At 66.3% G+C, this 20792-nt stretch carries 20 protein-coding genes; 10 read left to right on the top strand and 10 right to left on the bottom strand.

The genetic code is table 11. The features are described from left to right. Positions 1 to 66: 66 nt before the first annotated feature. The 3 genes from FHW94_RS07700 to phhA all read right to left on the bottom strand — a co-directional run bounded on the left by FHW94_RS07700 (position 67) and on the right by phhA (position 4564). Positions 67 to 3087 carry a TonB-dependent receptor gene (locus FHW94_RS07700; protein ID WP_168555067.1) on the bottom strand — a complete coding sequence of 1007 codons (3021 nt, stop codon included), beginning with the start codon at positions 3085 to 3087 and terminating at the stop codon, positions 67 to 69. A 277-nt stretch (positions 3088 to 3364) separates the two neighbouring features. Beyond that, positions 3365 to 3667, bottom strand: a complete 303-nt coding sequence (locus tag FHW94_RS07695) for a 4a-hydroxytetrahydrobiopterin dehydratase (RefSeq protein ID WP_168555066.1) — start codon at positions 3665 to 3667, stop codon at positions 3365 to 3367. A gap of 9 nt (positions 3668 to 3676) precedes the next feature. Then, positions 3677 to 4564: a phenylalanine 4-monooxygenase gene (phhA, locus tag FHW94_RS07690; RefSeq protein ID WP_168555065.1), complete on the bottom strand. Its 888-nt coding sequence runs from the start codon at positions 4562 to 4564 to the stop codon at positions 3677 to 3679. Positions 4565 to 4740: 176 nt separating this feature from the next. On the opposite strand from phhA, the gene FHW94_RS07685 reads away from it, so the two are divergent. Beyond that, entirely contained in the window at positions 4741 to 5211 is a 471-nt protein-coding gene (locus FHW94_RS07685; RefSeq protein ID WP_168555064.1) for an Lrp/AsnC family transcriptional regulator, read from the top strand. On the opposite strand, the gene aguB is transcribed toward FHW94_RS07685, so the two are convergent. The 5 genes from aguB to FHW94_RS07660 all read right to left on the bottom strand — a co-directional run bounded on the left by aguB (position 5208) and on the right by FHW94_RS07660 (position 8820). Then, positions 5208 to 6071, bottom strand: coding sequence for an N-carbamoylputrescine amidase (aguB, locus tag FHW94_RS07680; RefSeq protein WP_168555063.1), 864 nt, complete (start codon positions 6069 to 6071; stop codon positions 5208 to 5210). The two genes, FHW94_RS07685 and aguB, sit on opposite strands and share 4 nt — an antisense overlap. Then, on the bottom strand, positions 6059 to 7120 hold the full coding sequence (locus tag FHW94_RS07675) for an agmatine deiminase family protein (protein ID WP_210425472.1): 1062 nt from the start codon (positions 7118 to 7120) through the stop codon (positions 6059 to 6061). The genes aguB and FHW94_RS07675 overlap by 13 nt, the downstream gene beginning before the upstream one ends. A 131-nt stretch (positions 7121 to 7251) precedes the next feature. Then, the gene (locus FHW94_RS07670; protein WP_246865920.1) at positions 7252 to 7572 is read right to left on the bottom strand and encodes a hypothetical protein; all 321 of its coding nucleotides are present in this window, start codon (positions 7570 to 7572) and stop codon (positions 7252 to 7254) included. A 35-nt stretch (positions 7573 to 7607) separates the two neighbouring features. Further along, positions 7608 to 8045: an OsmC family protein gene (locus FHW94_RS07665; protein ID WP_168555062.1), complete on the bottom strand. Its 438-nt coding sequence runs from the start codon at positions 8043 to 8045 to the stop codon at positions 7608 to 7610. 76 nt (positions 8046 to 8121) lie between these two features. Further along, a complete protein-coding gene (locus FHW94_RS07660; protein ID WP_168555061.1) occupies positions 8122 to 8820 on the bottom strand; it encodes a pirin family protein in 699 nt (232 codons plus the stop codon). Between the two features lie 119 nt (positions 8821 to 8939). Here FHW94_RS07660 and FHW94_RS07655 point away from each other — a divergent pair, with 119 nt between their 5' ends. Next, the gene (locus tag FHW94_RS07655) at positions 8940 to 9872 is read left to right on the top strand and encodes a LysR family transcriptional regulator (protein ID WP_168555060.1); all 933 of its coding nucleotides are present in this window, start codon (positions 8940 to 8942) and stop codon (positions 9870 to 9872) included. Here the strand turns inward: FHW94_RS07655 and FHW94_RS07650 are convergent. Beyond that, the gene (locus tag FHW94_RS07650) at positions 9851 to 10696 is read right to left on the bottom strand and encodes a LysR substrate-binding domain-containing protein (protein WP_168555059.1); all 846 of its coding nucleotides are present in this window, start codon (positions 10694 to 10696) and stop codon (positions 9851 to 9853) included. The genes FHW94_RS07655 and FHW94_RS07650 overlap by 22 nt on opposite strands. A gap of 128 nt (positions 10697 to 10824) precedes the next feature. On the opposite strand from FHW94_RS07650, the gene FHW94_RS07645 reads away from it, so the two are divergent. Then, a complete protein-coding gene (locus FHW94_RS07645; RefSeq protein WP_168555058.1) occupies positions 10825 to 11793 on the top strand; it encodes a bile acid:sodium symporter family protein in 969 nt (322 codons plus the stop codon). Here the strand turns inward: FHW94_RS07645 and FHW94_RS07640 are convergent. After that, positions 11769 to 12392: a DUF1826 domain-containing protein gene (locus tag FHW94_RS07640; RefSeq protein ID WP_246865919.1), complete on the bottom strand. Its 624-nt coding sequence runs from the start codon at positions 12390 to 12392 to the stop codon at positions 11769 to 11771. The two genes, FHW94_RS07645 and FHW94_RS07640, sit on opposite strands and share 25 nt — an antisense overlap. A gap of 168 nt (positions 12393 to 12560) precedes the next feature. Here FHW94_RS07640 and FHW94_RS07635 point away from each other — a divergent pair, with 168 nt between their 5' ends. The 7 genes from FHW94_RS07635 to FHW94_RS07605 all read left to right on the top strand — a co-directional run bounded on the left by FHW94_RS07635 (position 12561) and on the right by FHW94_RS07605 (position 20763). Beyond that, positions 12561 to 12872: a hypothetical protein gene (locus FHW94_RS07635; protein ID WP_168555056.1), complete on the top strand. Its 312-nt coding sequence runs from the start codon at positions 12561 to 12563 to the stop codon at positions 12870 to 12872. A 104-nt stretch (positions 12873 to 12976) separates the two neighbouring features. After that, the gene (gene kdpF, locus FHW94_RS07630; protein ID WP_168555055.1) at positions 12977 to 13066 is read left to right on the top strand and encodes a K(+)-transporting ATPase subunit F; all 90 of its coding nucleotides are present in this window, start codon (positions 12977 to 12979) and stop codon (positions 13064 to 13066) included. 13 nt (positions 13067 to 13079) lie between these two features. Next, on the top strand, positions 13080 to 14795 hold the full coding sequence (gene kdpA, locus FHW94_RS07625; protein WP_168555054.1) for a potassium-transporting ATPase subunit KdpA: 1716 nt from the start codon (positions 13080 to 13082) through the stop codon (positions 14793 to 14795). A 29-nt stretch (positions 14796 to 14824) separates the two neighbouring features. Continuing rightward, positions 14825 to 16822 (top strand): potassium-transporting ATPase subunit KdpB, encoded by a 1998-nt coding sequence (gene kdpB, locus FHW94_RS07620; RefSeq protein WP_168555546.1) that lies wholly within the window; start codon positions 14825 to 14827, stop codon positions 16820 to 16822. Between the two features lie 13 nt (positions 16823 to 16835). After that, positions 16836 to 17432 (top strand): potassium-transporting ATPase subunit KdpC, encoded by a 597-nt coding sequence (gene kdpC / locus FHW94_RS07615; RefSeq protein ID WP_168555053.1) that lies wholly within the window; start codon positions 16836 to 16838, stop codon positions 17430 to 17432. Then, positions 17432 to 20077, top strand: coding sequence for a sensor histidine kinase KdpD (locus FHW94_RS07610; protein WP_168555052.1), 2646 nt, complete (start codon positions 17432 to 17434; stop codon positions 20075 to 20077). The genes kdpC and FHW94_RS07610 overlap by 1 nt, the downstream gene beginning before the upstream one ends. After that, positions 20074 to 20763, top strand: coding sequence for a response regulator transcription factor (locus tag FHW94_RS07605; protein ID WP_168555051.1), 690 nt, complete (start codon positions 20074 to 20076; stop codon positions 20761 to 20763). The genes FHW94_RS07610 and FHW94_RS07605 overlap by 4 nt, the downstream gene beginning before the upstream one ends. The last annotated feature ends 29 nt before the right edge of the window (positions 20764 to 20792 follow it).

The following is a 20792-nucleotide window of genomic DNA, read 5'->3' as shown; positions in this document are numbered from 1 at the left end:
CCGGGGAGGAAGTGGACGGCGGGTCAGTCGGGAGGTTCGGTTATGAAGCCTCGTGTGACAAGCAGATTAGAACTTGGTCCGCGCCCCGATCAGGAAGCGGCGTTCATAGATGTTGTTGAAGGCCTTCTGGTCGGGGAACGAGAGGTAGTACCGCTCGTGTTCGCCGGTCAGGTTCGACCCTTGCGCATAGATCGTCAGGCGCTTGCTGAAGTCATACGAGACCGATGCGTCGACATAGTTGGTCGGCGCCTGCATCAGCGTAAGCCCGGTGACACCGGCAAAGTTGGTCTGTTCGACGCGGGCCGATCGATAGTTCCAGGCGACGCGGGCCTGGAGACCATACTTTTCGAACCACAGTGCGGCGTTGACCTGGTGCTTGGAATTGTCCTGGAACGGCAGCTTCTTGCCGGTCAGGTCGGTGCCGCCGGCGTTGGAGTCCGACAGCGTATAGTTCAGGTCCACGCCAAAGCCGCTCAGCGCGCCGGGCAGGAAGTCGAAGCCAATCTTGGCGCCCGCTTCCAGGCCCTGGAGATAGCCGCCGGTGCCCTGGACCTGCGAGTTGATGAACACGGTGCTGCGCACCACGCCATCGAGATCGGGCAGGTCTGTCCGTTTCACGGTGTCAGTCTTGACGAAGCTCTTGATGTCCATGCGATAGAGCCCGAAGCTCACCAGGCTGGTGCGGTTCAGGTAATATTCGAACGAGAGTTCGTAGTTGGTCGACCGCCACGGATCGAGTGCGGGGTTGCCGTTGGAATTGCCACCCGAAACGCGGAAGATCGGCGGGTTGAACGTGGTGTCGATCGCATAGTTCAGGTCGAGACCACCGCCCCACTGCGCCAGATCGAGCAGGGTCATGTTCTTGGAGAACGCGGCGCGCACGCGGAACTTTTCGGTCACGTCGAGCGAGGCGTTGAGCGCCGGCAGCCAGTCGGTGAACGAGCGGTGGGTATAGATGTCACCCACGTCGCTGGCCGGGAGGCCATAGGGCTGGCCCGGGCCCGAGATGTTCTGGCGCACGTTGAACGTGGTGTTGATCACGCGCAGGCCGGCGTTGCCGCGCAGCGCCATGCCACCGATCTCGGTGTTCCAGTTGAGCTGCCCATAGGCAGACTTCTGGTGCAGGTTGATCGAGTACGACCGGCCCGGAATGACGAATTCCTTGTTGCCGGGATAGAAGCTGTTCTGGAACGAGAGGGCATCGTCCATCGCGTGCGGATCGAGCGCGTAGAACGAGCCGACGCCGCCCACGGGCACGTTGTACTTCTTGAGGTACTTGGAAATCGTCGCGTCATTGCCCAGGCGCGTCAGACCAGCGGTGTAGAACCCGTTGGCATCGCCCGCCGAACAGCCACTGTTGTTCATCTGGACGTCGAACGCCTTCCACTTCACATAGCAGCCGTTCGCGTCGGACGCACCCTGGCCGCCGTAAAGCGGGGCCGCGCGATCGAAGTAATAGGCTTCCGCCCCGCGTTCGCCATAGCGCGCGCCGAAATCGAACGAGATATCGGGCGAGAACTCATAGCTGGCGTCGAAGCGCGCGACCTTGAGGTCGGAATTGGAGCGGTAGTTGTTTTCCGAAGACGTGGTCTTGAAGCCATAGGCCGCCTGGTTGGACAGGTTGCTCGCCAGCGCGCTCGGCAGGTTGAAGTTGGGCATGTCGCCGCGATAGTCGATCGTGGCCGGCAGGGTGTTATAGGTATAGCCCAGCGGGTTGAACGTGCGATCACCGCCCAGCGCCGCCGGATAGTGGCCCACGCCGTTGAACCACTGCTTGCCGTTCGACAGGCTCAACTGGAAATAGCTGTCGTCAAAGTTCTTGTGCGCCTTGCCGTAAAGGCCGCGCAACGTCGCCTTGAACGGCCCGCTGTTATAGCGCAGTTCCAGGTTGAGGTTGATCGAGTCCGACTTGGTGCGGCCAGTTTCGGAATAGCTGTCGAAGTTCTGCAGCGTGTAGTTGTACTGGTCTACAACGTTGAAGTTGTAGCCATTGATCTTCACGCCAGTATCGCGCGAATGGCCCGGCACGAAATCGGCCGCCTGCCAGTTCACCGCCTGGAACTGGAAGCCGGCGGTGCGATCGTACTGGGTCTGCTTGGTGTAGAACCCGTCGGCGACCAGGTCGAGCTTGTCGTTCAGGTGTGCCTGGAACGAACCGTTGAGGCCAAAGCGTTCGCGCGAGGTGATGCGGTTCCAGCCCGTGTGCGCCTGGGGCGAGAAATAGGTGTCGTTGGCGTCGCCATCGCCGTTCACGTCCACGCCGGTGACGTTGCCGCCCGACAGGATCGACGTACCGCGCGTGGGATCGTCGAAGCGGAAGCCGCCATAGCTCGTGGCGTCGCCGATCGATTCATTGGCGAGGCGGCCGCCGTAGTCGCGCTGGATGCCCGAATAGGAGTTCGAGAGGTCAACCTTGGAGTACGATGCCGAAACCAGGAAGCCGACGTCATCGCCGCGCCAGGCGAGCAGGCCGTTGACCGAGGGATTCCACTTCTTGGCCTTGTCGCCATAGGAGCCTTCGACAGCAGCGGCGCCCGAAAGGCCTTGCTTGAAATCGAACGGGCGGCGCGTGAGCAGATCGATCGTGCCGCTGATGCCCGACGCGATCAGCGAGCCCGTGGGCGACTTGATCACGTTCGCGCCTGAAAACAGCTGCGAGGGGATGTCGGTGAAATTGGGCTGGGTGGTGGTGATCGAGTTGGCGCCCAGATAGGCTTCGCCGTTGAGCAGGGTCTGGACCTGGGGCAGGCCGCGCACGTTGACGCCGGCACCTTCGCCCGCGTCGCGGCGGATCTGCACGCCCGGAATGCGCTGCAGCGAGTCCGAGATCGTCACGTCGGGAAGCTTGCCGATGTCCTGCGCGGAAATCGCGTCCACCACGCTGGCGCTGTTGCGCTTCACGTCGATCGCGCGGGCGATCGAGGCGCGAATGCCGGTGACGATGATCGCTTCCTCGGGCGTGGCGGCAGCGCTGTCAGCGGTGGCAGCGGTATCGGTCGACTGTGCCGATGCCAGCGCTGGCGCGGCGAGCGCGATAACCGATGCCGCGTGACACAGCACGCGGGAACGAGACGCAAAGGATCGCATCGAAGTTTCCTCTCCTGAAGATCGTAGGCTTTGCTTACGATTAAACAATTTTGTTTTATCTATTTGCCCGCTCATGCGGTTTGCGTCAAACGCTTTCTGAACATTTCTGAAATGAAGCGAAATTTCATATTGTGAATCAAAGGTATAGGGCGCGATAACGCGGTGCGTTCGACGCCGATCAACGAAATCTCGATTCGTTGCAGGCATCCGTGCACAGGCAAAAAAAAGCCCTCCGGATCACTCCGGAGGGCGCGGTCTTTGGTCCTGGGGCAGATTGTCAGGCCAGGCTGTCGATCACCTGCGCCAGCGCCACATCGCGCGAACTGATGCCGCCAGCGTCGTGCGTGGTCAGCCAGATGTCGATACGGTTGTACACATTGGACCACTCAGGGTGATGGTCCATCCGCTCTGCGGCAAAGCCCGCTTGCACCATGAACGCCATGGCGGCCGGAAAATCAGTAAGGACGATCTGCCGATGCAGCGCGGCGCGCGCAGGGTCATGCCGCCATTGCGGCAGGAGCGCCAGGGCCTGCGCCAGTTCGGGCTCGGTCAGCGCGGCGATGGTTCGGGCGGGGGGCATGCAGATTCCTCAAACGGCAGGTTGCGGCTGGGCCGTCGTGCGGTTTTGCCGGGCGTAGGCTTGGGTGCCACGGTGCCACACGCGATCCTGCGGGATCACTGTCTCGGGGGCAAGCACCGGCGCACCGGCCGCAGCGGCATAGAGCGGGGCGAAGTCGGTGTTGCGCGTCTGGTCGAGCAATTGGGCAAAGCTGTCGATCACGAAATAGCTCTGCTGATAGGCATCGATGCGATAGTCGGTGCGCAGCAAGCGCGCCAGGTCGAAGCCGAGGCGATTGGGCGAGGGATCGTCCAGCGCGAACAGGCTTTCGCCATGGGACGATACGATGCCCGCGCCATAGATGCGCAAGCCTTGGGGCGTGTGCACCAGGCCGAACTCCACGGTATACCAGTACAGCCGCGCGAGGTTGGTGAGCGCGTCCATCCCCTGCGCGCGCAGGCCGCCTTCGCCGTAAGCCTGCATGTAATCTGCAAAAACCGGATCGGCGAGCAGCGGGACATGGCCGAACACGTCATGAAACACGTCGGGTTCGGAAAGATAGTCCAACTGGTCGGGGCGCCGGATGAATCGCCCCGCCACGAACCGCCGGTTGGCCAGGTGATCGAAGAACACCGCATCGGGCACCAGGCCGGGCACGGCGACCACTTGCCAGCCGGTGGCGCGATGAAGCCTGTCGGAAAGTTCGGCAAAATCGGGAATGCCGGGCCGCGACAACCGCAGCATGTCCACGCCGGCAAGGAATTCGGGTGCGGCACGATCGTGCAACATCTGCACCTGCCGCGCAAACAGGGTGTCCCACGTGGCATGGTCGGCGGCGGTGTAGCTCGCCCAATCCTGCGGAACGGTCCAATCTGCGGCGGCGCCAGGCGGCGGCGTGGTGGGAAGATCGCTGGCCATCGCAGCAGTGTGACGCAGCGTGCCTGCAATGTCCTTTCATATTCCCGCTGCGATTACGAGGCAATGAAGCATCTATTTCGATAAGCTGGTGTTTATGATAGGTTTCTATCGGAAAGTTCGCTGCGGTGCAAAATGTGCCGCATGATTCGACCCGTACATGATGTTGAAGATCCGGCATGACCGCCCCGCTCGCACTCGACAGTCTCGACCGCCGCCTGCTTCAGGCGTTGCAACGCCAGGCCGATCTCAGCCACGCGGCTTTGGCCGAAGTGGTCGGCACGTCGCCGGCGTCCTGCTGGCGACGGATCAAGGCGCTGGAGGATGCAGGCGTCCTCGGGCCGGCGGTGCGGCTGCTCGACCCTGCTGCCGTGGGCCTGTCGCTCGACGCCGTGTGCCAGGTGCGGATGAAATCCCATGATGCCCAGGCGCGCGGCAGTTTCGAGCAGTTCGTGATGGACCGGGACGAGGTGCTGGAATGCCTCTCGATGTCGGGCGAGTGGGACTACCAGTTGCGCATCGTGGTGCACGACATGGCGCAATACGAGCATTTCCTGATGCACGCCCTGCTGCGCCATCCGGCGGTGGCCACCTCCGCCTCGCATTTCGCGCTCAAGCGGATCAAGGCCACCACGCAGTTGCCAGTCTAGCCGCCGTGGCTGCCGATGATCCCGTAGAGATCGGGCCGGCGATCGCGGAACAGCCCCCAACTGGCGCGCTGCGGCGCAATCTCGTCCAGGTCGAACGTGGCGGTGACCACGGCTTCGCCCACCCGTGGGGCCTGCGCGACTAGCGCGCCAAACTGGTCGGCGATGAACGATGAGCCGTAGAACGTGATGTCGCCATCCTCGTTGGTTTCAAACCCCACGCGATTGGAGGCGATGACCGGCACCATGTTGGCCCCGGCATGGCCTTGCATCACACGCTGCCAATGCGGCTGGCTGTCATAGCCGGGAAAGGCCGGTTCGCTGCCGATTGCGGTGGGATAGAGGATGAGTTCCGCCCCTTGGAGCGCCAGGGCACGCGCGCATTCGGGAAACCACTGGTCCCAGCAGATGCCCGCGCCGACGCGGCCAAACGCAGTGTCCCACACCTGGAACCCGGTATCGCCGGGCGCAAAGAAGTATTTTTCGCGATAGCCCGGCCCCTGGGGAATGTGGCTTTTGCGATAGAGGCCAAGCTCGCTGCCATCGGCATCGATCATGGCCAACGAATTGAAATGGGCCGATCCCACTTGCTCGAAGAAGCTGATCGGCAAGACCACGCCCAATTCCGCCGCCAGATCGGCAAACCGTGCGATCACCGGGTGATCCGCCCATGGGCGGGCCAGGGCAAAGTGCCCGGGTCGCTCGTCGGCACAGAAATAGGGCGTCTCGAACAGTTCCTGCAACAGGATCACCTGGGCGCCTTCGTAGGCGGCCTCGCGTACCAGCGCTTCTGCGCGGTCGAGATTGGCGGCAAGATCCCACGTGCAGGCAAACTGGGTGGCGGCAACGGTCACTGGGCGCATGGCTGGCCTCCATCGGGCAGGAAGTACGGGGCGGGCTGGTGCTGGGTGATGCAATGGATCGAGCCGCCGCCATAAGGCAGGGTGGGCAACACCAGCTGAACCACCGTGCGATCGGGAAATGCGGCCGCCACGGCGGCGCAGGCAGCAGCATCCTGGGGCACACCGTGGCCGGGCATGATCACCGCGCCATTGGCGATATAGAAATTCACGTAGGATGGCTGGTGGCGCGCGTCCTGCGCATCGATCGTCGGCGCGGCGGGCAAGTCCACGATCGCAAAGGGCCGTCCCCGCGCGTCGCGCTGGGCAAGAAGCGCGGCGCGGTTGGCCGCCAGCGTCTCGGCCCGCCGCCCGCTGGCGGTGGCCGGATCTTCCATCATCACCACGCCGGGCCGCACGATCGCGGCCAGGCAATCGACATGGCCGTCGGTTTCCACTTCACCGGCATCGCCCGGCAGCCACACGATCTTTTCCGCACCTAGCGCGGCCAGCAATTCGGCCTCCACTTGCGCGCGGGTCAACCCCAGGTTGCGATTGGCGTGGAGCAGGCAACTCTCGGTTGTCAGCACCGTGCCTTGTCCGTCCGAAAGGATCGCCCCGCCTTCGGCCGTCAGCGGACAGGTGACCAGCGGCAGGCCCAGATGCTCGGCAATGGTCCGCTTGAGCGCGGCATCGGCGGCATAAGGATGGTACTTCTGGCCCCAGGCGTTGAACGCCCAATTGACCACGGCCAGCCCCCCCTTGCTGCCCCGCACGAACGTGGGCCCGGAATCGCGCATCCAGCTATCGTCGATCGGCGCCACGAACGGCGTGACAGCATCGCCGCACAATGCGCGCACTTGCGCCACGTCGGCGTCCCGGCAGACCATGACGACCGGCTCGAACCGGGCGATGGCGCGGGCCACTGCGGCGAAATCGGCTTGCGCTTCGGCGAGGCGGCCGCCCCACAGCTCCGTACGGACAGGCCACGCCATCCAGCAGGCACTGTGGCGTTCGGTTTCCGCTGGCATGAGGAATTTTTGCGAAAGATAGGGCGACATATCCAGCCGCATGGAGTTTGCCTTTTTGCCGTTGATGGCATCAGGGCCGTTTATCGGCCCGGTGCATCGCCATCATGGCGCAGGGCAGCCCGGCTGCCAAACGCGACCTTTTCACGCTTTTGGTGAAAAGGATTCACGCCAAGTCACGCGGCAAACCGGGCAATCGCGGCCAGTTCGGCATCATCCAGCCCGCGCTGGTGCAACTCGCCGATCAACGCGCCATCGGGGGCCTTGCCCGCACGGGTAGCGCAGGCAAACCGGCGCACTGCCTCCAGGCGCGGATCGGCCAGCGGCATCGGCGCGTTGTCACCGAACAGGCGCGTCATCCAGCGCTTCAGGCGGGTTTTCTCGTGGCTGGGCACGGCCGGGGCGCGGCAGCCGATGCTGTCGGCATCATGGGCGCCAACATGGGCGGCGAGCCAGTCCTGGCGGGAGAGGGCGGGTGAAACGGTTGCGGTCAGCATGGCAATCCCCTTGGCGAAATAGGCGTGAACGGCACTCAGGCGGCAAGCGTGGTGGTAACCGCCGAACCCTGGGTCAGCGTCTTGTGCACCGGGCAGCGGTTGGCGATCCCAAGCAGTTCGGCACGCACCGCTTGGTCGAGAGCAGGATCGAGCGTGATCGTGCGGGTGAACTGGTCGGCCGGCGCCTGGCCAGCCATGCGGGCGTGGGTCACATGCGTTTCCACCGTGCCCACGTCCCAACCCTTGCGCCCGGCATAAAAGCGCAAGGTCATCGTGGTGCAGGTCGCCAGCGCGGCGCACAGCAGGTCATAGGGCGTCGGGCCCGTGCCCAGGCCGCCTTGCGCCAGGGGCTCATCGGCCAGGATGTCGTCCTGTCCCTCGCGCCCGCCAATCGCCAGGCGGGATTGAAACGTGCCCGCGCCGGTGCTGGTGGCGGTGGCGTGGGGAAGATGCGAGGCGACGTCTTGGGTCATGGCCGGAAACCTTGTGGCGCGGCAGGCAGGGGCGGGGCGGCCGCTGCGCCATGCAGCCGCCCCGGAACGCATTGGGTCAGAGCGTGTCGACCAGCACGATTTCGCTGTCTTCAAGCGCGGTGATCGTGACCGTGTCGACATCCGCGATGGCCAGGCCGTCGCGGGCGTTGGCTTCCACGCCATTCACGGCAACCTTGCCGGTGGCGGGCACCAGATAGCCCTTGCGTTCTGCACCAAGGACATAATCGACGCTTTGCCCGGCATGGAGCGTGGCAGCCACCAGGCGCGCGTCGGTGCGGATCGGCAGGGCGTCCTTGTCTTCCTCATAGCCGCTGGCGAGCACGACCAGTTCACCGGCGCGTTCCGCCTTGGGGAACTGGCGGGCGCCCCAGCTGGGCTGTTCACCCTGGCGGGTGGGCATGATCCAGATCTGGAAGATGCGCGTGGTTTCATCTTCCAGATTGTATTCGGCGTGGGTGATCCCGGTGCCCGCGCTCATCACCTGCACGTCGCCAGCGGCGGTGCGGCCCTGGTTGCCCAGGTTGTCGCGGTGGGTGATGGCCCCTTCACGCACATACGTGATGATTTCCATGTCGCGGTGGGGGTGGGGCGGGAAGCCGCTCTTGGCCGCGATGGTATCGTCGTTCCACACGCGCAGGTTGCCCCACGCCATCCGCGCCGGGTTGTAATAGTCGGCGAACGAGAAGTGGTGGGCGGCGTCCAGCCAACCGTGGTTGGCGCGGCCAATGCCGGAAAAGGGGCGAAGTTCGATCATGGCGTATCTCCGTCTGGCTGGCGGCGATCAGGGCCGTTCAGCTGTTGGGGCCAATCTAGGCATTCCCGCTTGCAAAGAAATGGCAATGATGGAAAACCATCGGTGAAGGAATTTGCATAATGTCCCTGCCGGATCTGGAAGCCTGGGCTATTTTCGCCAAAGTCGTGGATACCGGCTCGTTCGCTGCCGCGGCCGACGCGCTCGGCCTGTCGAAGCCCACCGTGTCCAAGGCGGTGACCCGGTTGGAGGCCCGGTTGGGCGTGCCCCTGCTGCATCGCACCAGCCGCCGCCTGGCGCTCACGGAAAGCGGGCGCGGCGTGCTCGACCGGGCGCGGCGCATCCTTTCGGATGGCGAGGCGGCAGAGGCGCAGGCCGGTGCGGAAGGCGACGTGCCGCGCGGCCTGGTGCGCCTCGCCGTGCCGATGGGCTTCGGCTTGCGCCACGTTGCCCCGCTGCTGCCCGAATTCCTTGCTGCTTATCCCCATGTCGGGCTCGATCTCGATCTGTCGGATGCGCGGGTCGATGTGGTGGGCGGCGGGCACGATGTGGTGCTGCGCATTGCCGGGCTGGATGATAGCTCGCTGCGTGCGCGCCGCCTTTGCGCGGTGCGCCGGCCATTGGTGGCCGCGCCAGCCTATCTTGCCACGCATGGCACGCCCTCGCATCCGCGCGATCTCTCGCACCATGCCGGGCTGCTCTATACCAACCTCGATTCCCCCGAAGCCTGGCGCTTTCACCACGCGGTGGAAGGCGATTACGTCGTCACCGTGAAGGGGCGCCTGGGCGCCAACAATGCCGACGCGCTGGCCCCTGCGCTACTGGCCGGGCAGGGCATCGCGTTGCAACCCGACTTCATGGTGTGGGAAGACCTTGCCGCTGGCCGCCTGGTGGAAGTGATGCCCGAGTGGCGCGTGCCCGATATCGCGCTGCATCTGGTCACGCCGCCCGGTGCGCAGCGGCCGGCACGGGTGCGGGTGCTGATCGATTTCCTCGCCAGGCACTTGTCACGCCCGCCATGGTCGCTGGCTGGTCAGGTCGGCGCGGCCCAATGAAGAATGGCGGCGGTCAGCGCTTCGGCCGCCAGGTTGTGCCCGCCCGGTCCGATCACGGCAAATTCGATGGCCGGCAATTCGGGCAGTGCGCCATGCGGCCGCAACGGCGCCAGGCCCTGCGGCACCAGGCGCAGCGAATGCGGCATCACGCCCAGCCCGGCGCGGGCCGCTGCCGTCAATCCACTCAGGCCCCCGCTGGTGAAAGCCACGCGCCATGGCACGCGCGCACGGTCCAACGTATCGAGCGCCAGGGCCCGCGTCACGCTGGGCGGGGGATAGAGCAGCAGCGGCACCGCCTCGACCGGGTCATGGCGGAACTCCGGCGCCGCAACCCAGCCCACGGTTTCGCGCCAGGCCGTCACACCACGCCGCTCGCCGGGGCGCTTCTTGACAAAGATGATATCCAGCCCACCCGCGTCGAACTGCTCGTAGAGCGTTTCACTCAGCGCCACGGTCAGGGCCAGGTCGACATCGGGATGGCGCCGCGCGAATTGCGCCAGAACGTCCGGCAGGGCCGACAGCACGAAATCCTCGCACGCGCCAAAACGCAGTTGCCCGCGCAGCCGCAGCCCGGAAAGGTGGGCATCCATCCGGCCATGGGCATCGAGCACGCGACGTGCATGGTCGAGAAACGCTTCGCCTTCGGCTGACAGCGCCACCCGGTGCGTGTCGCGCGCCAGCAGGCGCCGCCCGGCCAGGTCTTCCAGCCGGCGGATCTGCTGGCTGACAGTCGATTGCCGGGTGCCGAGCACCCGCGCCGCGCCGGTGAAACTGCCGCATTCGGCCACGGTAACGAATGCGCGCAAAAGGTCGGGGCCGATCATCGCGCGATCATGCCACAGTCGCGTCTACCATCAAGAGTGTGAATGACTGTTATCGCCATGATCATGATTGTGCATGGATGCTTTGCCGCTTACCTGCGGCAACATCTGTTTTTCGCAAGGACCACGCCATGGGCAAGCTGCGCACTCTGATCGATCCCTATCTGCTGCTGCTGATCGGCACGATCGGGATTGCTGCCTTGTTCCCGGCGCATGGGCGCGGCGTGGCGGTTGCCGATGTGGCGGTCACGGCGGCCGTGGCGCTGCTGTTCTTCCTCTACGGCGCGCGCCTGGCGCCCCAGGCGGTGTGGCAGGGCCTGTCGCACTGGCGCTTGCAGGCGCTGGTCTTTGCCAGCACGTTCGTGCTGTTTCCGCTGATCGGGCTGGGCGTCGTCCACCTCATCGGTGGGTTGGTGGCGCCCGATATCGCGGTCGGCCTGCTGTTCCTGTGCGTGCTGCCCTCGACCGTGCAATCCTCGATCGCGTTCACCTCGATCGCGCGGGGCAATGTCCCCGCGGCACTGTGTAGTGCCTCGCTGTCCAATCTCGTGGGCGTGGCGCTCACCCCGATCCTCACCGCGCTCTTGCTGCCCACGTCGGCCAGCGGCGGCTTTTCGGCCCATTCGCTCGAAGCGATCGGCATGCAGATCCTGCTGCCGTTCGTGGCGGGCCAGATCGCGCGGCCGTTCATCGGTGATTGGCTGGGCCGCTACAAGAAGATCGTCGGCTATGTCGATCGCGGTTCGATCCTGCTGGTCGTCTACGCCGCATTCAGCGCCGGCATGGTGGCAGGGGTTTGGACGCGCCTGGCCCCGGCAGACCTGCTGATCGTCTTGCTGCTCAACCTGCTGATCCTGGCGCTGGTGATTGCCGCCACCACGCTGGCCAGCCGCAAGCTGGGCTTTTCCACCGCCGACGAAATCACCATCGTGTTCTGCGGATCGAAAAAGAGCATGGCCAGCGGCATTCCCATGGCCACGATCCTGTTCGCCGGCCACGCCGTCAGCCTGATCGTGCTGCCACTGATGCTGTTTCACCAGGCCCAACTGTTCGTCTGCGCCACGCTGGCGCGGCGTTATGCCGCCCGGCCGCAGGACTGATCGCCCGCGGCATCCGCCCAGGGATCGAGCACAAGCAGCAGCCGCCGCTGCCCGGTCCCGGCGATCGGAGGCGAGCGGTGGAGCACGGCCGGTTCCGCCACCGCCAGCCGCCCCTTGAACAGGCCGACCTGGCCCGGCTGCATTTCCCGCACCGGGCCTTCGGGGCCGTCGTTGGCCATGATCCACTGCGTACCGGGACCGACCAAGGGCATCAGCAGGCGCACGCTGACATAGTCCATGTGGAAGCGGCGGCAGGCATCGGTTTCCACCACATCAAGCCGCAGGCGCAAGCGCGGGCTGTCCGTCAGGGCCGCAAACCGGCGCATCTGGCGGGCGATTTCCACCGCCAGGGCCACAGTGCCCGGCAGCGCTGCAAAACCCGCTTCGCGCAAGCGTTGGCCCAGGTCCTGCGCACGGAACGGGGCATCGATCCAGCAATCGATATCGTCAAGCGCCGCCAGCTCGACTTCGTCTAGCCAGTTCAAGGCCATCGGCCTGGCGCGTTGCCACAGGGCGAGTTGTACCGCGCTATGGTGAATTTGCGCCAGCACGGCTTCGCACGGTGCGCAAGCGATTGCTGGGTGATGGGGTAGTGGCATGGCTGCTCGCGATAATGTTATGTAATACCATATCATTGTCGATCGTACGCGCCAGGTCAAGTCCACGGGGAACTTTACGCAATCCTTATGCCATGGCCCCACCCCGCCGTGGAACCTTAACGGCCGCATCCCCCACATCGGCACCATCACACAGCCAAGGAGCTGATCATGGAGATTCGAGGTTTGCGGCGGCGATCGAAGGGCGGTCGCGGGCGCGATTGGGGCCTGCGCCTGGCTGGTCTTGCCACGCTTGCCACCGTGCCCTTGCTGGCACAGGGCCTGCGCCACGTGGAACTGGCCGAACATGGCCACCCCGGCCCGCTGGCCTTGCTGGTGGCGCTGCTGATGGTGCTGGCACTGTGGGCCGGCTTTGGCCTGGGCCTGGGCGGGGCAGGGCTGTTCCGCCTGCAGCCGCTGCCACCGCGCGCCTGGCTGCCGGTGTCGCGCAAGGCCATGTCGCGCAAGGATTCCGCACAATGACCGATCTTGTCTGGCTGGCGGTGCTCGCCGGCCTGTTTGGCGTCACGCTGGCCGCCATCGCGCTCTGCGCCAAGGCCTGAGCCACCGGCCCGAGGAACCATCCGATGACCATTTCCGAAACGCTCGCCGCGCTGGTCGCGGCGGGCCTGCTTGTCTATCTCGTGGCCGTGCTTTTGCGGCCCGAGCGTTTTTGACGGGGGCCATGCCATGACATCTGCCACCCTTTTGTCGGGCTGGGGCCTGATCCTGGTATTTACGGCACTGATCGCGCTTATCGCCAAGCCGTTCGGCTTGTGGCTTTTCGCCGTTTACGAAGGCCGCCGCACGCCGCTGCATCGCGTGCTCGGCCCCGTGGAGCGCAGCTTCTATCGCCTGGCGGGCATCAACCCCGAACAGGAGCAGGACTGGCGCCAGTATGCGCTGCACCTGATGCTGTTCCAGGTCGTTACGGTGATCTTCACTTATGCGGTCCTGCGCCTGCAGGGCGTGCTGCCGATGAACCCGCGTGGGCTCGCCGGCCTTTCGCCCGATGGCGCGATGAACACCGCGATTGCCTTCGTCACCAACACCAACTGGCAGTGGTATGCCGGCGAAGTGGTGCTGTCGAACCTGTCGCAGATGGTCGGCCTCACCATTCACAACTTCCTCTCGGCAGCGACCGGCATTGCCGTGGCCTTCGCCCTGTTCCGTGGCTTTGCCCGCGCGCAGACGCGCAACCTGGGCAACTTCTGGGCAGATCTGACCCGCGTCACGCTCTATGTGCTGCTGCCGGCCTGCGTGGTCTATGCCCTGTTCCTGGTGGCGAGTGGCGTGCCGCAGACTTTCGCCAGCCTGGTCGATGCGCACACACTCGAAGGCGCGCACCAGGCCATCGTGGTGGGCCCGGTTGCTTCGCAGGAAGCGATCAAGATGCTCGGCACCAACGGCGGCGGGTTCTACAACGCCAACTCTGCCCATCCGTTCGAAAACCCGACGGCGCTGGTCGATTTCGTGCAGATGCTGTCGATCTTCGCGCTGGGCGCCGGGCTGACCTACACGTTCGGCAAGGCCGTGGGCAACACGCGCCAGGGCTGGGCAATCCTGTGGGCCATGCTCGCGCTGTTCGTGGCGGGCGCGTCTATCGTCTGGTGGCGCGAGACCGCAGGCAACCCGATGCTGCACCAGCTCGGCGTGATGGGTTCCAACATGGAAGGCAAGGAAGTACGCTTCGGCGCCGCAGCCAGCGCGCTGTTCGCCGCCGTGACCACGGCAGCCTCGTGCGGGGCTGTCAATGCCATGCATGACAGCTTCACCGCGCTGGGCGGCATGATCCCGCTGTTCAACATGCAGCTTGGCGAAATCGTCATCGGCGGTGTCGGCTCGGGCATCTATGGCTTCCTGCTGTTCGCCGTGCTCGCCGTGTTCCTCGCCGGCCTGATGGTGGGCCGCACCCCGGAATACGTCGGCAAGAAGATCGAGGCGCGCGAAGTCAAGCTGGCGGTGCTGGCCATCGTCATCCTGCCGCTGTGCATCCTGGGGCTGACGGCCGTGGCCGTGGTCCTGCCGGCCGGCCTTGCCGGGCCGCTGGCCAAGGGGCCGCATGGCTTTTCCGAAATCCTCTATGCCTTCACCTCGGCCACGGCCAACAACGGTTCGGCTTTTGCGGGCCTCACCGCCGGCACTCCGTTCTACAACGGGTTGCTGGGCGTGGCGATGTGGCTGGGCCGCTTCCTGGTCATCGTCCCGGTGCTGGCCATTGCCGGCAGCCTGGCGGCGCGCAAGCAGACGCCAGCCGGCCCCGGCTCCTTCCCCACCACGGGTGGGCTGTGGATCGGCCTGCTGATCGCCACGATCCTGATCGTGGGCGGCCTCACCTTCCTGCCTTCGCTCGCGCTTGGCCCGGTGGCCGATCATCTCACCGGCGCTGCCGGCCTGCTTTACTGAGGATACCTGACGTGTCCCAACCAACCTCGATGTTTTCGGCCCAACTGGTCGTTCCTGCGCTGGGCGGCGCGCTGCGCAAGCTACATCCCGCCCAGCTCGTCCGCAACCCTGTGCTGTTCACCACGGCGGTGGTCGCGCTGCTGCTCACCGTGCTGCTCTTCGTGGGCAACACCGGCCTGTCGCTGGGCTTCCAGCTTCAGCTCATCGTGTGGCTGTGGCTGACCGTGCTGTTCGGCACTTTTGCCGAAAGCCTGGCCGAAGGGCGCGGCCGCGCCCAAGCCGCCTCGCTGCGCGCCACGCGGTCTGACCTCGTCGCCCGCCTGCCCGATGGCAGCAAGGTTTCGGCCGCCTCCCTGCAAAGGGGCGCCGTGGTGCTGGTCGCCGCCGGCGAACTGATCCCGGCCGATGGCGAAGTGATCGCCGGCGTTGCCTCGGTCAACGAAGCGGCGATCACTGGCGAAAGCGCGCCGGTGATCCGCGAGGCGGGCGGCGACCGCTCTGCCGTCACCGCCGGCACCCGCGTGCTGTCGGACGAGATCACCGTGCGGGTGACCCAGGAACCGGGGCAGGGCTTCCTCGATCGCATGATCGCCCTTGTCGAAGGCGCGCAGCGCCAGAAGACGCCCAACGAGATCGCGCTCACCATCCTGCTCGTGGGCCTCACGATCATCTTCCTGATCGCGGTATCCACCATCCCTGCCTTTGCCCGCTATGCCGGGGGGCAGATTCCCGTGGCCGTGTTGGCCGCGCTGCTCATCACGCTGATCCCCACCACCATTGCCGCGCTGCTTTCGGCCATCGGCATTGCCGGGATGGACCGCCTGGTGCAGTTCAACGTGCTGGCCAAGTCTGGCCGCGCGGTGGAAGCGGCCGGCGATATCGACGTGCTGCTGCTCGACAAGACCGGCACGATCACCGTGGGCGATCGCCAGGCCAGCCGCTTCCTGCCACTGGCGGGCGTGGCCCCGGCCACCTTGGCCCAGGCCGCGCTGATCGCCAGCCTGGCCGACGAAACGCCCGAAGGCCGCTCGATCGTGCGCCTCGCCCAGGAAGCCCATGGGCTGGAAGCACCGGAAGTGCCCCAGGGCGCGCAAGTCATCCCGTTCACCGCGCAGACGCGCATCTCTGGCCTCGACAATGCCGGTCATGTGGTGACCAAGGGCGCGGTCGACGCCATCCTGCGCAGCGCGCCCGATGCCGCGCGCGGCGCCGGGGCGGCCGAACTGCGCCGCATCGCCGAAGACGTGGCGCGCCAGGGGCAAACCCCACTGGCCGTGGCCGAAAACGGCACGCTGCTAGGCATCGTTGCGCTGAAAGACGTGATCAAGGCAGGCGTGCGCGATCGGTTTGCCGAACTGCGCAAGATGGGCATCCGCACGGTGATGATCACCGGCGACAACCCGCTCACCGCTGCCGCGATTGCTGCCGAAGCAGGAGTGGACGATTTCCTGGCCGAGGCCACGCCGGAAGACAAGCTCGCCCTGATCCGCCGCGAGCAGCAGGGCGGCCGTCTGGTGGCCATGTGCGGCGATGGCACCAACGATGCGCCCGCGCTGGCCCAGGCCGACGTTGGCGTGGCGATGAACACCGGCACCCAGGCCGCGCGCGAGGCCGGCAACATGGTGGACCTGGACAGCGATCCGACCAAGCTGATCGAGATCGTGGGCCTGGGCAAGCAGTTGCTGATGACGCGCGGCGCGCTCACCACGTTCTCGGTGGCGAACGACGTGGCCAAGTATTTCGCCATTATCCCGGCGATGTTCCTGGTGCTCTATCCGCAGCTTTCGGTGCTCAACGTGATGCACCTGGCCACCCCGCAAAGCGCGATCCTCTCGGCGATCATGTTCAACGCCCTGATCATTCCCGCACTCGTGCCGCTGGCGCTCAAGGGCGTGCGCTATCGCCCGGTGGGGGCAGGGGCATTGCTCGCGCGCAACCTGGCGATCTTCGGCGTCGGCGGCCTGATCGCCCCGTTCGCCGGGATCAAGGCGATCGATCTGCTCGTCGCCGCGCTGCATCTGGCCTGAAGGAATTTCCGTCATGAATAGGGATCTTGTTGCTGCTCTGCGCCCGTCGCTGGTGATGACGGGGCTGTTCGCCGGCCTGCTGGGCCTGGCCTATCCCGCTGCGATCACCGGCGTTGCTCAGGTCGCCTTTCCCTGGGCCGCCAATGGCAGCCTGGTGACCGATCATGGCCAGGTCATCGGTTCCGACCTGATCGGCCAGGCCTTTGCCAGCCCGCGCTATTTCCACGGGCGCCCGTCGGCGGCGGGCAGTGGTTACGATGCCTCTGCCTCGGCCGGCTCCAACCTCGCGCCCTCGTCTCAGGCTCTGCACGATCGCGTGGCGGCCGCGACAAAGGATCTTGCCGCCACTTCACCAGGCTCTCCCGTTCCGCCTGACCTGGTGACCACCTCCGCCTCGGGGCTCGATCCCCATATCAGCCCCGAGGCGGCCTTTTTCCAGGTGAGCCACGTGGCCAGCGCGCGCGGGCTTTCGCCCGAGACTGTAAGGGCTCTGGTCGCAGCGCACGTGGAACAGCCGCTGCTGGGCCTGCTGGGTGAGCCGCGCGTCAATGTGCTGCGGCTCAATCGGGCACTGGACGAAGCCACGGTGGCGCGCGCACAAGGGCATTGATGACGCCTGCTCGCCCCGATCCCGATGCCCTGTTGCGCCTGGCGGAACAGGAAAGGTCCGGCCGCCTCAAGGTTTTCCTTGGGGCGGCTCCGGGCGTTGGCAAGACCTGCGAAATGCTCGACGATGCGCTGGGCCAGGCGCGCGCCGGGGTGGACGTGGTGGTGGGCGTGGTCGAAACCCACGGCCGCGTCGAAACCGAGGCTCGCCTGCGCCCCTTGCCCGTGCTGCCGCGCAAGGAAGTGGCCCATCGCGGCCACACCCTGCTGGAAATGGATATCGATGCCATTCTGGAGCGGCGGCCTGCGCTGGTGCTGGTGGACGAACTCGCCCACGCCAATGCACCCGGCAGCCGGCATGACAAGCGCTGGCAGGACGTGGAGGAGATCCTCGCCGCCGGGATCGACGTGTGGTCCACGCTCAATATCCAGCATCTCGAAAGCCTCAACGATGTCGTTGCCTCGTTCACCCATGTGCGCGTGCGCGAAACCGTGCCCGACCGGCTGCTCGACCGGGCCGAGATCGAGGTCGTCGATACCCCGCCCGATGAACTGATCGAGCGCCTGCGCGCCGGGAAAGTCTATGTGCCGCAAGAGGCGGCGCGCGCGCTGCACCACTTCTTCTCGCGCTCCAATCTTTCTGCCCTGCGCGAACTGGTGCTACGCCGCGCGGCGCAGGCGGTCGATGCGCAGATGCTCGATGATGTGCGGGCGCAGGCACTGGCCGGAACCTGGGCCACGGCCGACCGGGTGCTGGTGGCCGTGGGCAGCCACGATGCCGCCAGCGACGTGGTGCGTGCCGGCCGCCGCCTGGCCGATGCCCTGCGCGCGCCGTGGACGGCCGTGCATATCGAAACCCCCGGCGAACGTGGCGCCCAGGCCAACGCGCGCCTGGCCGAAGCCATGCATCTTGCCACCCAGCTTGGTGGGCAAGTGCTGGCCATGCCGGCTTCCGGCGTGGTCGATGGCCTGGCCCAGGCGGCAGCCGATACGCGTGCCACGCTGCTGGTTGTGGGCGCGCCGCGCCCGCGCCGCTTTGCCTGGCAGCGCCGGCTGACGGTTGACACCCTGGCCCGGCGCCTGCCCGATCTGGCCTTGCAACAAGTCCCGGTGGTGCATCGCGCGGTCCCGGCCCGTTTGCCCGCCCCCGTGCCCGATTGGCGGCGGTTGGCGGCGGGGCTGGTGCCCGCGCTGGGCGCAACCGCACTCGTCACCGCGTTGGGCCGCCTGCTGTTTGCCGCGGCGCCGATCACCAACGTGGCGCTGCTCTATTTCCTGCCGGTCATGCTGGCGGCCACGCGCTATGGCCTGGTCACCGGGGTGCTGACGGGCCTTGCCGCCTCGCTCGCCTACAATTTCTTTTTCATCCCGCCCACCGGCACGTTCACGATCGAAGATCCGCAGAACATCATCACCGTACTGGTCCTGGTGGCCGTTGCGGCGGTCAGTAGCCAGTTGGCGGCGCGCTTGCGCCAGCAAGCGCTGCTGGCCGGCGCCAGCGCGCGCACCAGCGCGGCGCTTGCCGGCTTTGCCCGGCTGCTCACCGGCGTGACCACGGCCGAGGAACTGGGCCGCGTGCTCTGCGCCGAGGCCGCGCGCCTGCTCGATGCCCACGCCGTGCTGCTGCTGCCGACGGAAGGCAAGCTGGTCGTCGCTGCCGCCTTTCCCCCGCAAGACCGGCTCGAAGTGCTGGACATGGCCGCCGCGCAATGGGCGTTCGATCGCGCGCAGCCGGCGGGCCGCGGATCGGGCACGCTCACTGCGTCGGAATGGCTGTTCACCCCGCTCGCCGCTGGCGGTGCGCCGCTCGCGGTGCTCGGCCTGGCGCGCGGTGATGCCGCCGCCCCGGTGCGCAGCGATCGCTTGCCGCTGCTGGGCAGCCTGGTCGACCAGGCGGGCCTCGCGCTCGAACGCATTCGCCTGGAGCACGACATGGCCGGCGTGCGCCAGTTGGAAGAGCGCGACCGGCTGCGCGCCGCGCTGCTGTCTTCGATCAGCCACGATCTGCGCACGCCGTTGACAGCCGTGGTCGGCACGCTGCGCGAACTGGTGCCGGCCAATGAAGACCAGGCCCCGATCCTTGCCACCGCGCGGGCCGAGGCCGACCGCCTGCAACGCTTCATCGCCAACCTGCTCGACATGGTGCGGATCGAGGCCGGCGCGATCGCCCTGCGGCCCGAAGCGGTGGACCTGGCCGAGGCGGTGGCCAGCGCCGTCCACGATCTGCGCCGCACCCTGGGCACCCGCGCGGTGACCATGGACATCGCGCCCGATCTGCCGCTGGTGATGGTCGATCCGCGCTTGTTCCACCACTGCCTGATCAACCTGATCGAAAACGCGGCGCGCCATGGTGGCGAAGAAGGCGCGATCACCCTTGCGGCCCAGCGCCGCGCCGACGGCCTCGATCTGCGCGTGCTGGACGAAGGGCCGGGCCTGCCGCCCGGCATGGCAGTTCGCATATTCGAACTTTTCACAAGAGTGGAAGGCTCGGATCGCAAGGGCGGAACGGGCCTTGGTCTCGCCATCGTCAAGGGGTTTGCGCGGGCGATGGGCCTGGATGTGAGTGCCGCCAATCGCGGCGATCGCGCCGGCGCCTGCTTCACGGTGCATTTCAGCGAACATCACTTGCGAAAGATCAGTCCCGAATGACCAGCTTTGCCACCCGCGTCCTGGTGGTGGACGATGAACCCGCCATCCGCCGCCTGCTGCGCGGCAGCCTGGCCCGCGCCGGGCACGAGGTTATCGAGGCAGGAGACGCCCGCGCGGCGCTGGCCGCCCTGGCGATCGACAAGCCGGACCTCGTGTTGCTCGACCTTGGCCTGCCTGATCGCGACGGGCTGGAACTGATCCCGTTGGTCAAGGCGGCGGGGGCGGCCTTGCTGGTCGTTTCGGCGCGCGACGCGACCGATGAGAAAGTTGCCGCGCTCGATCTGGGCGCGGACGATTATGTGACCAAGCCGTTCGACACCGAGGAAGTCCATGCCCGCATCCGCGTGGCTTTGCGCACCCGGCTCAGCCGCGTGGCCGAGGAACCGGTGGTGCAGGTGGGGCCGATCACGGTGGACCTCGCGGCCCGGCGCGTGCTGCGCGATGGCGCAGAAGTGCACCTCACGCCCAAGGAATACGGCTTTCTCGCGCAGCTTTGCCGCCATCCGGGGCGCGTTGTCTCGCACGCCGCGCTGCTGCGCGCCGTGTGGGGCGCGGGGCATGAACACGATGTGGAATACTTGCGCGTTGCCGTGCGTGGGGTGCGGCGCAAGCTGGAAGAGGGCGACGTTGAAAGCAGCATGATCCGCAACGAACCCGGGGTCGGCTATCGGCTCATCACGGGCTGATCGGCGCTCTCGCCTTGCACTGGTAAGAT

This window comes from Novosphingobium sp. SG720 (assembly GCF_012275365.1).
Classification (GTDB): Bacteria; Pseudomonadota; Alphaproteobacteria; order Sphingomonadales; family Sphingomonadaceae; genus Novosphingobium; species Novosphingobium rhizosphaerae.
This window is presented reverse-complemented; position numbering and strand designations above follow the sequence as displayed.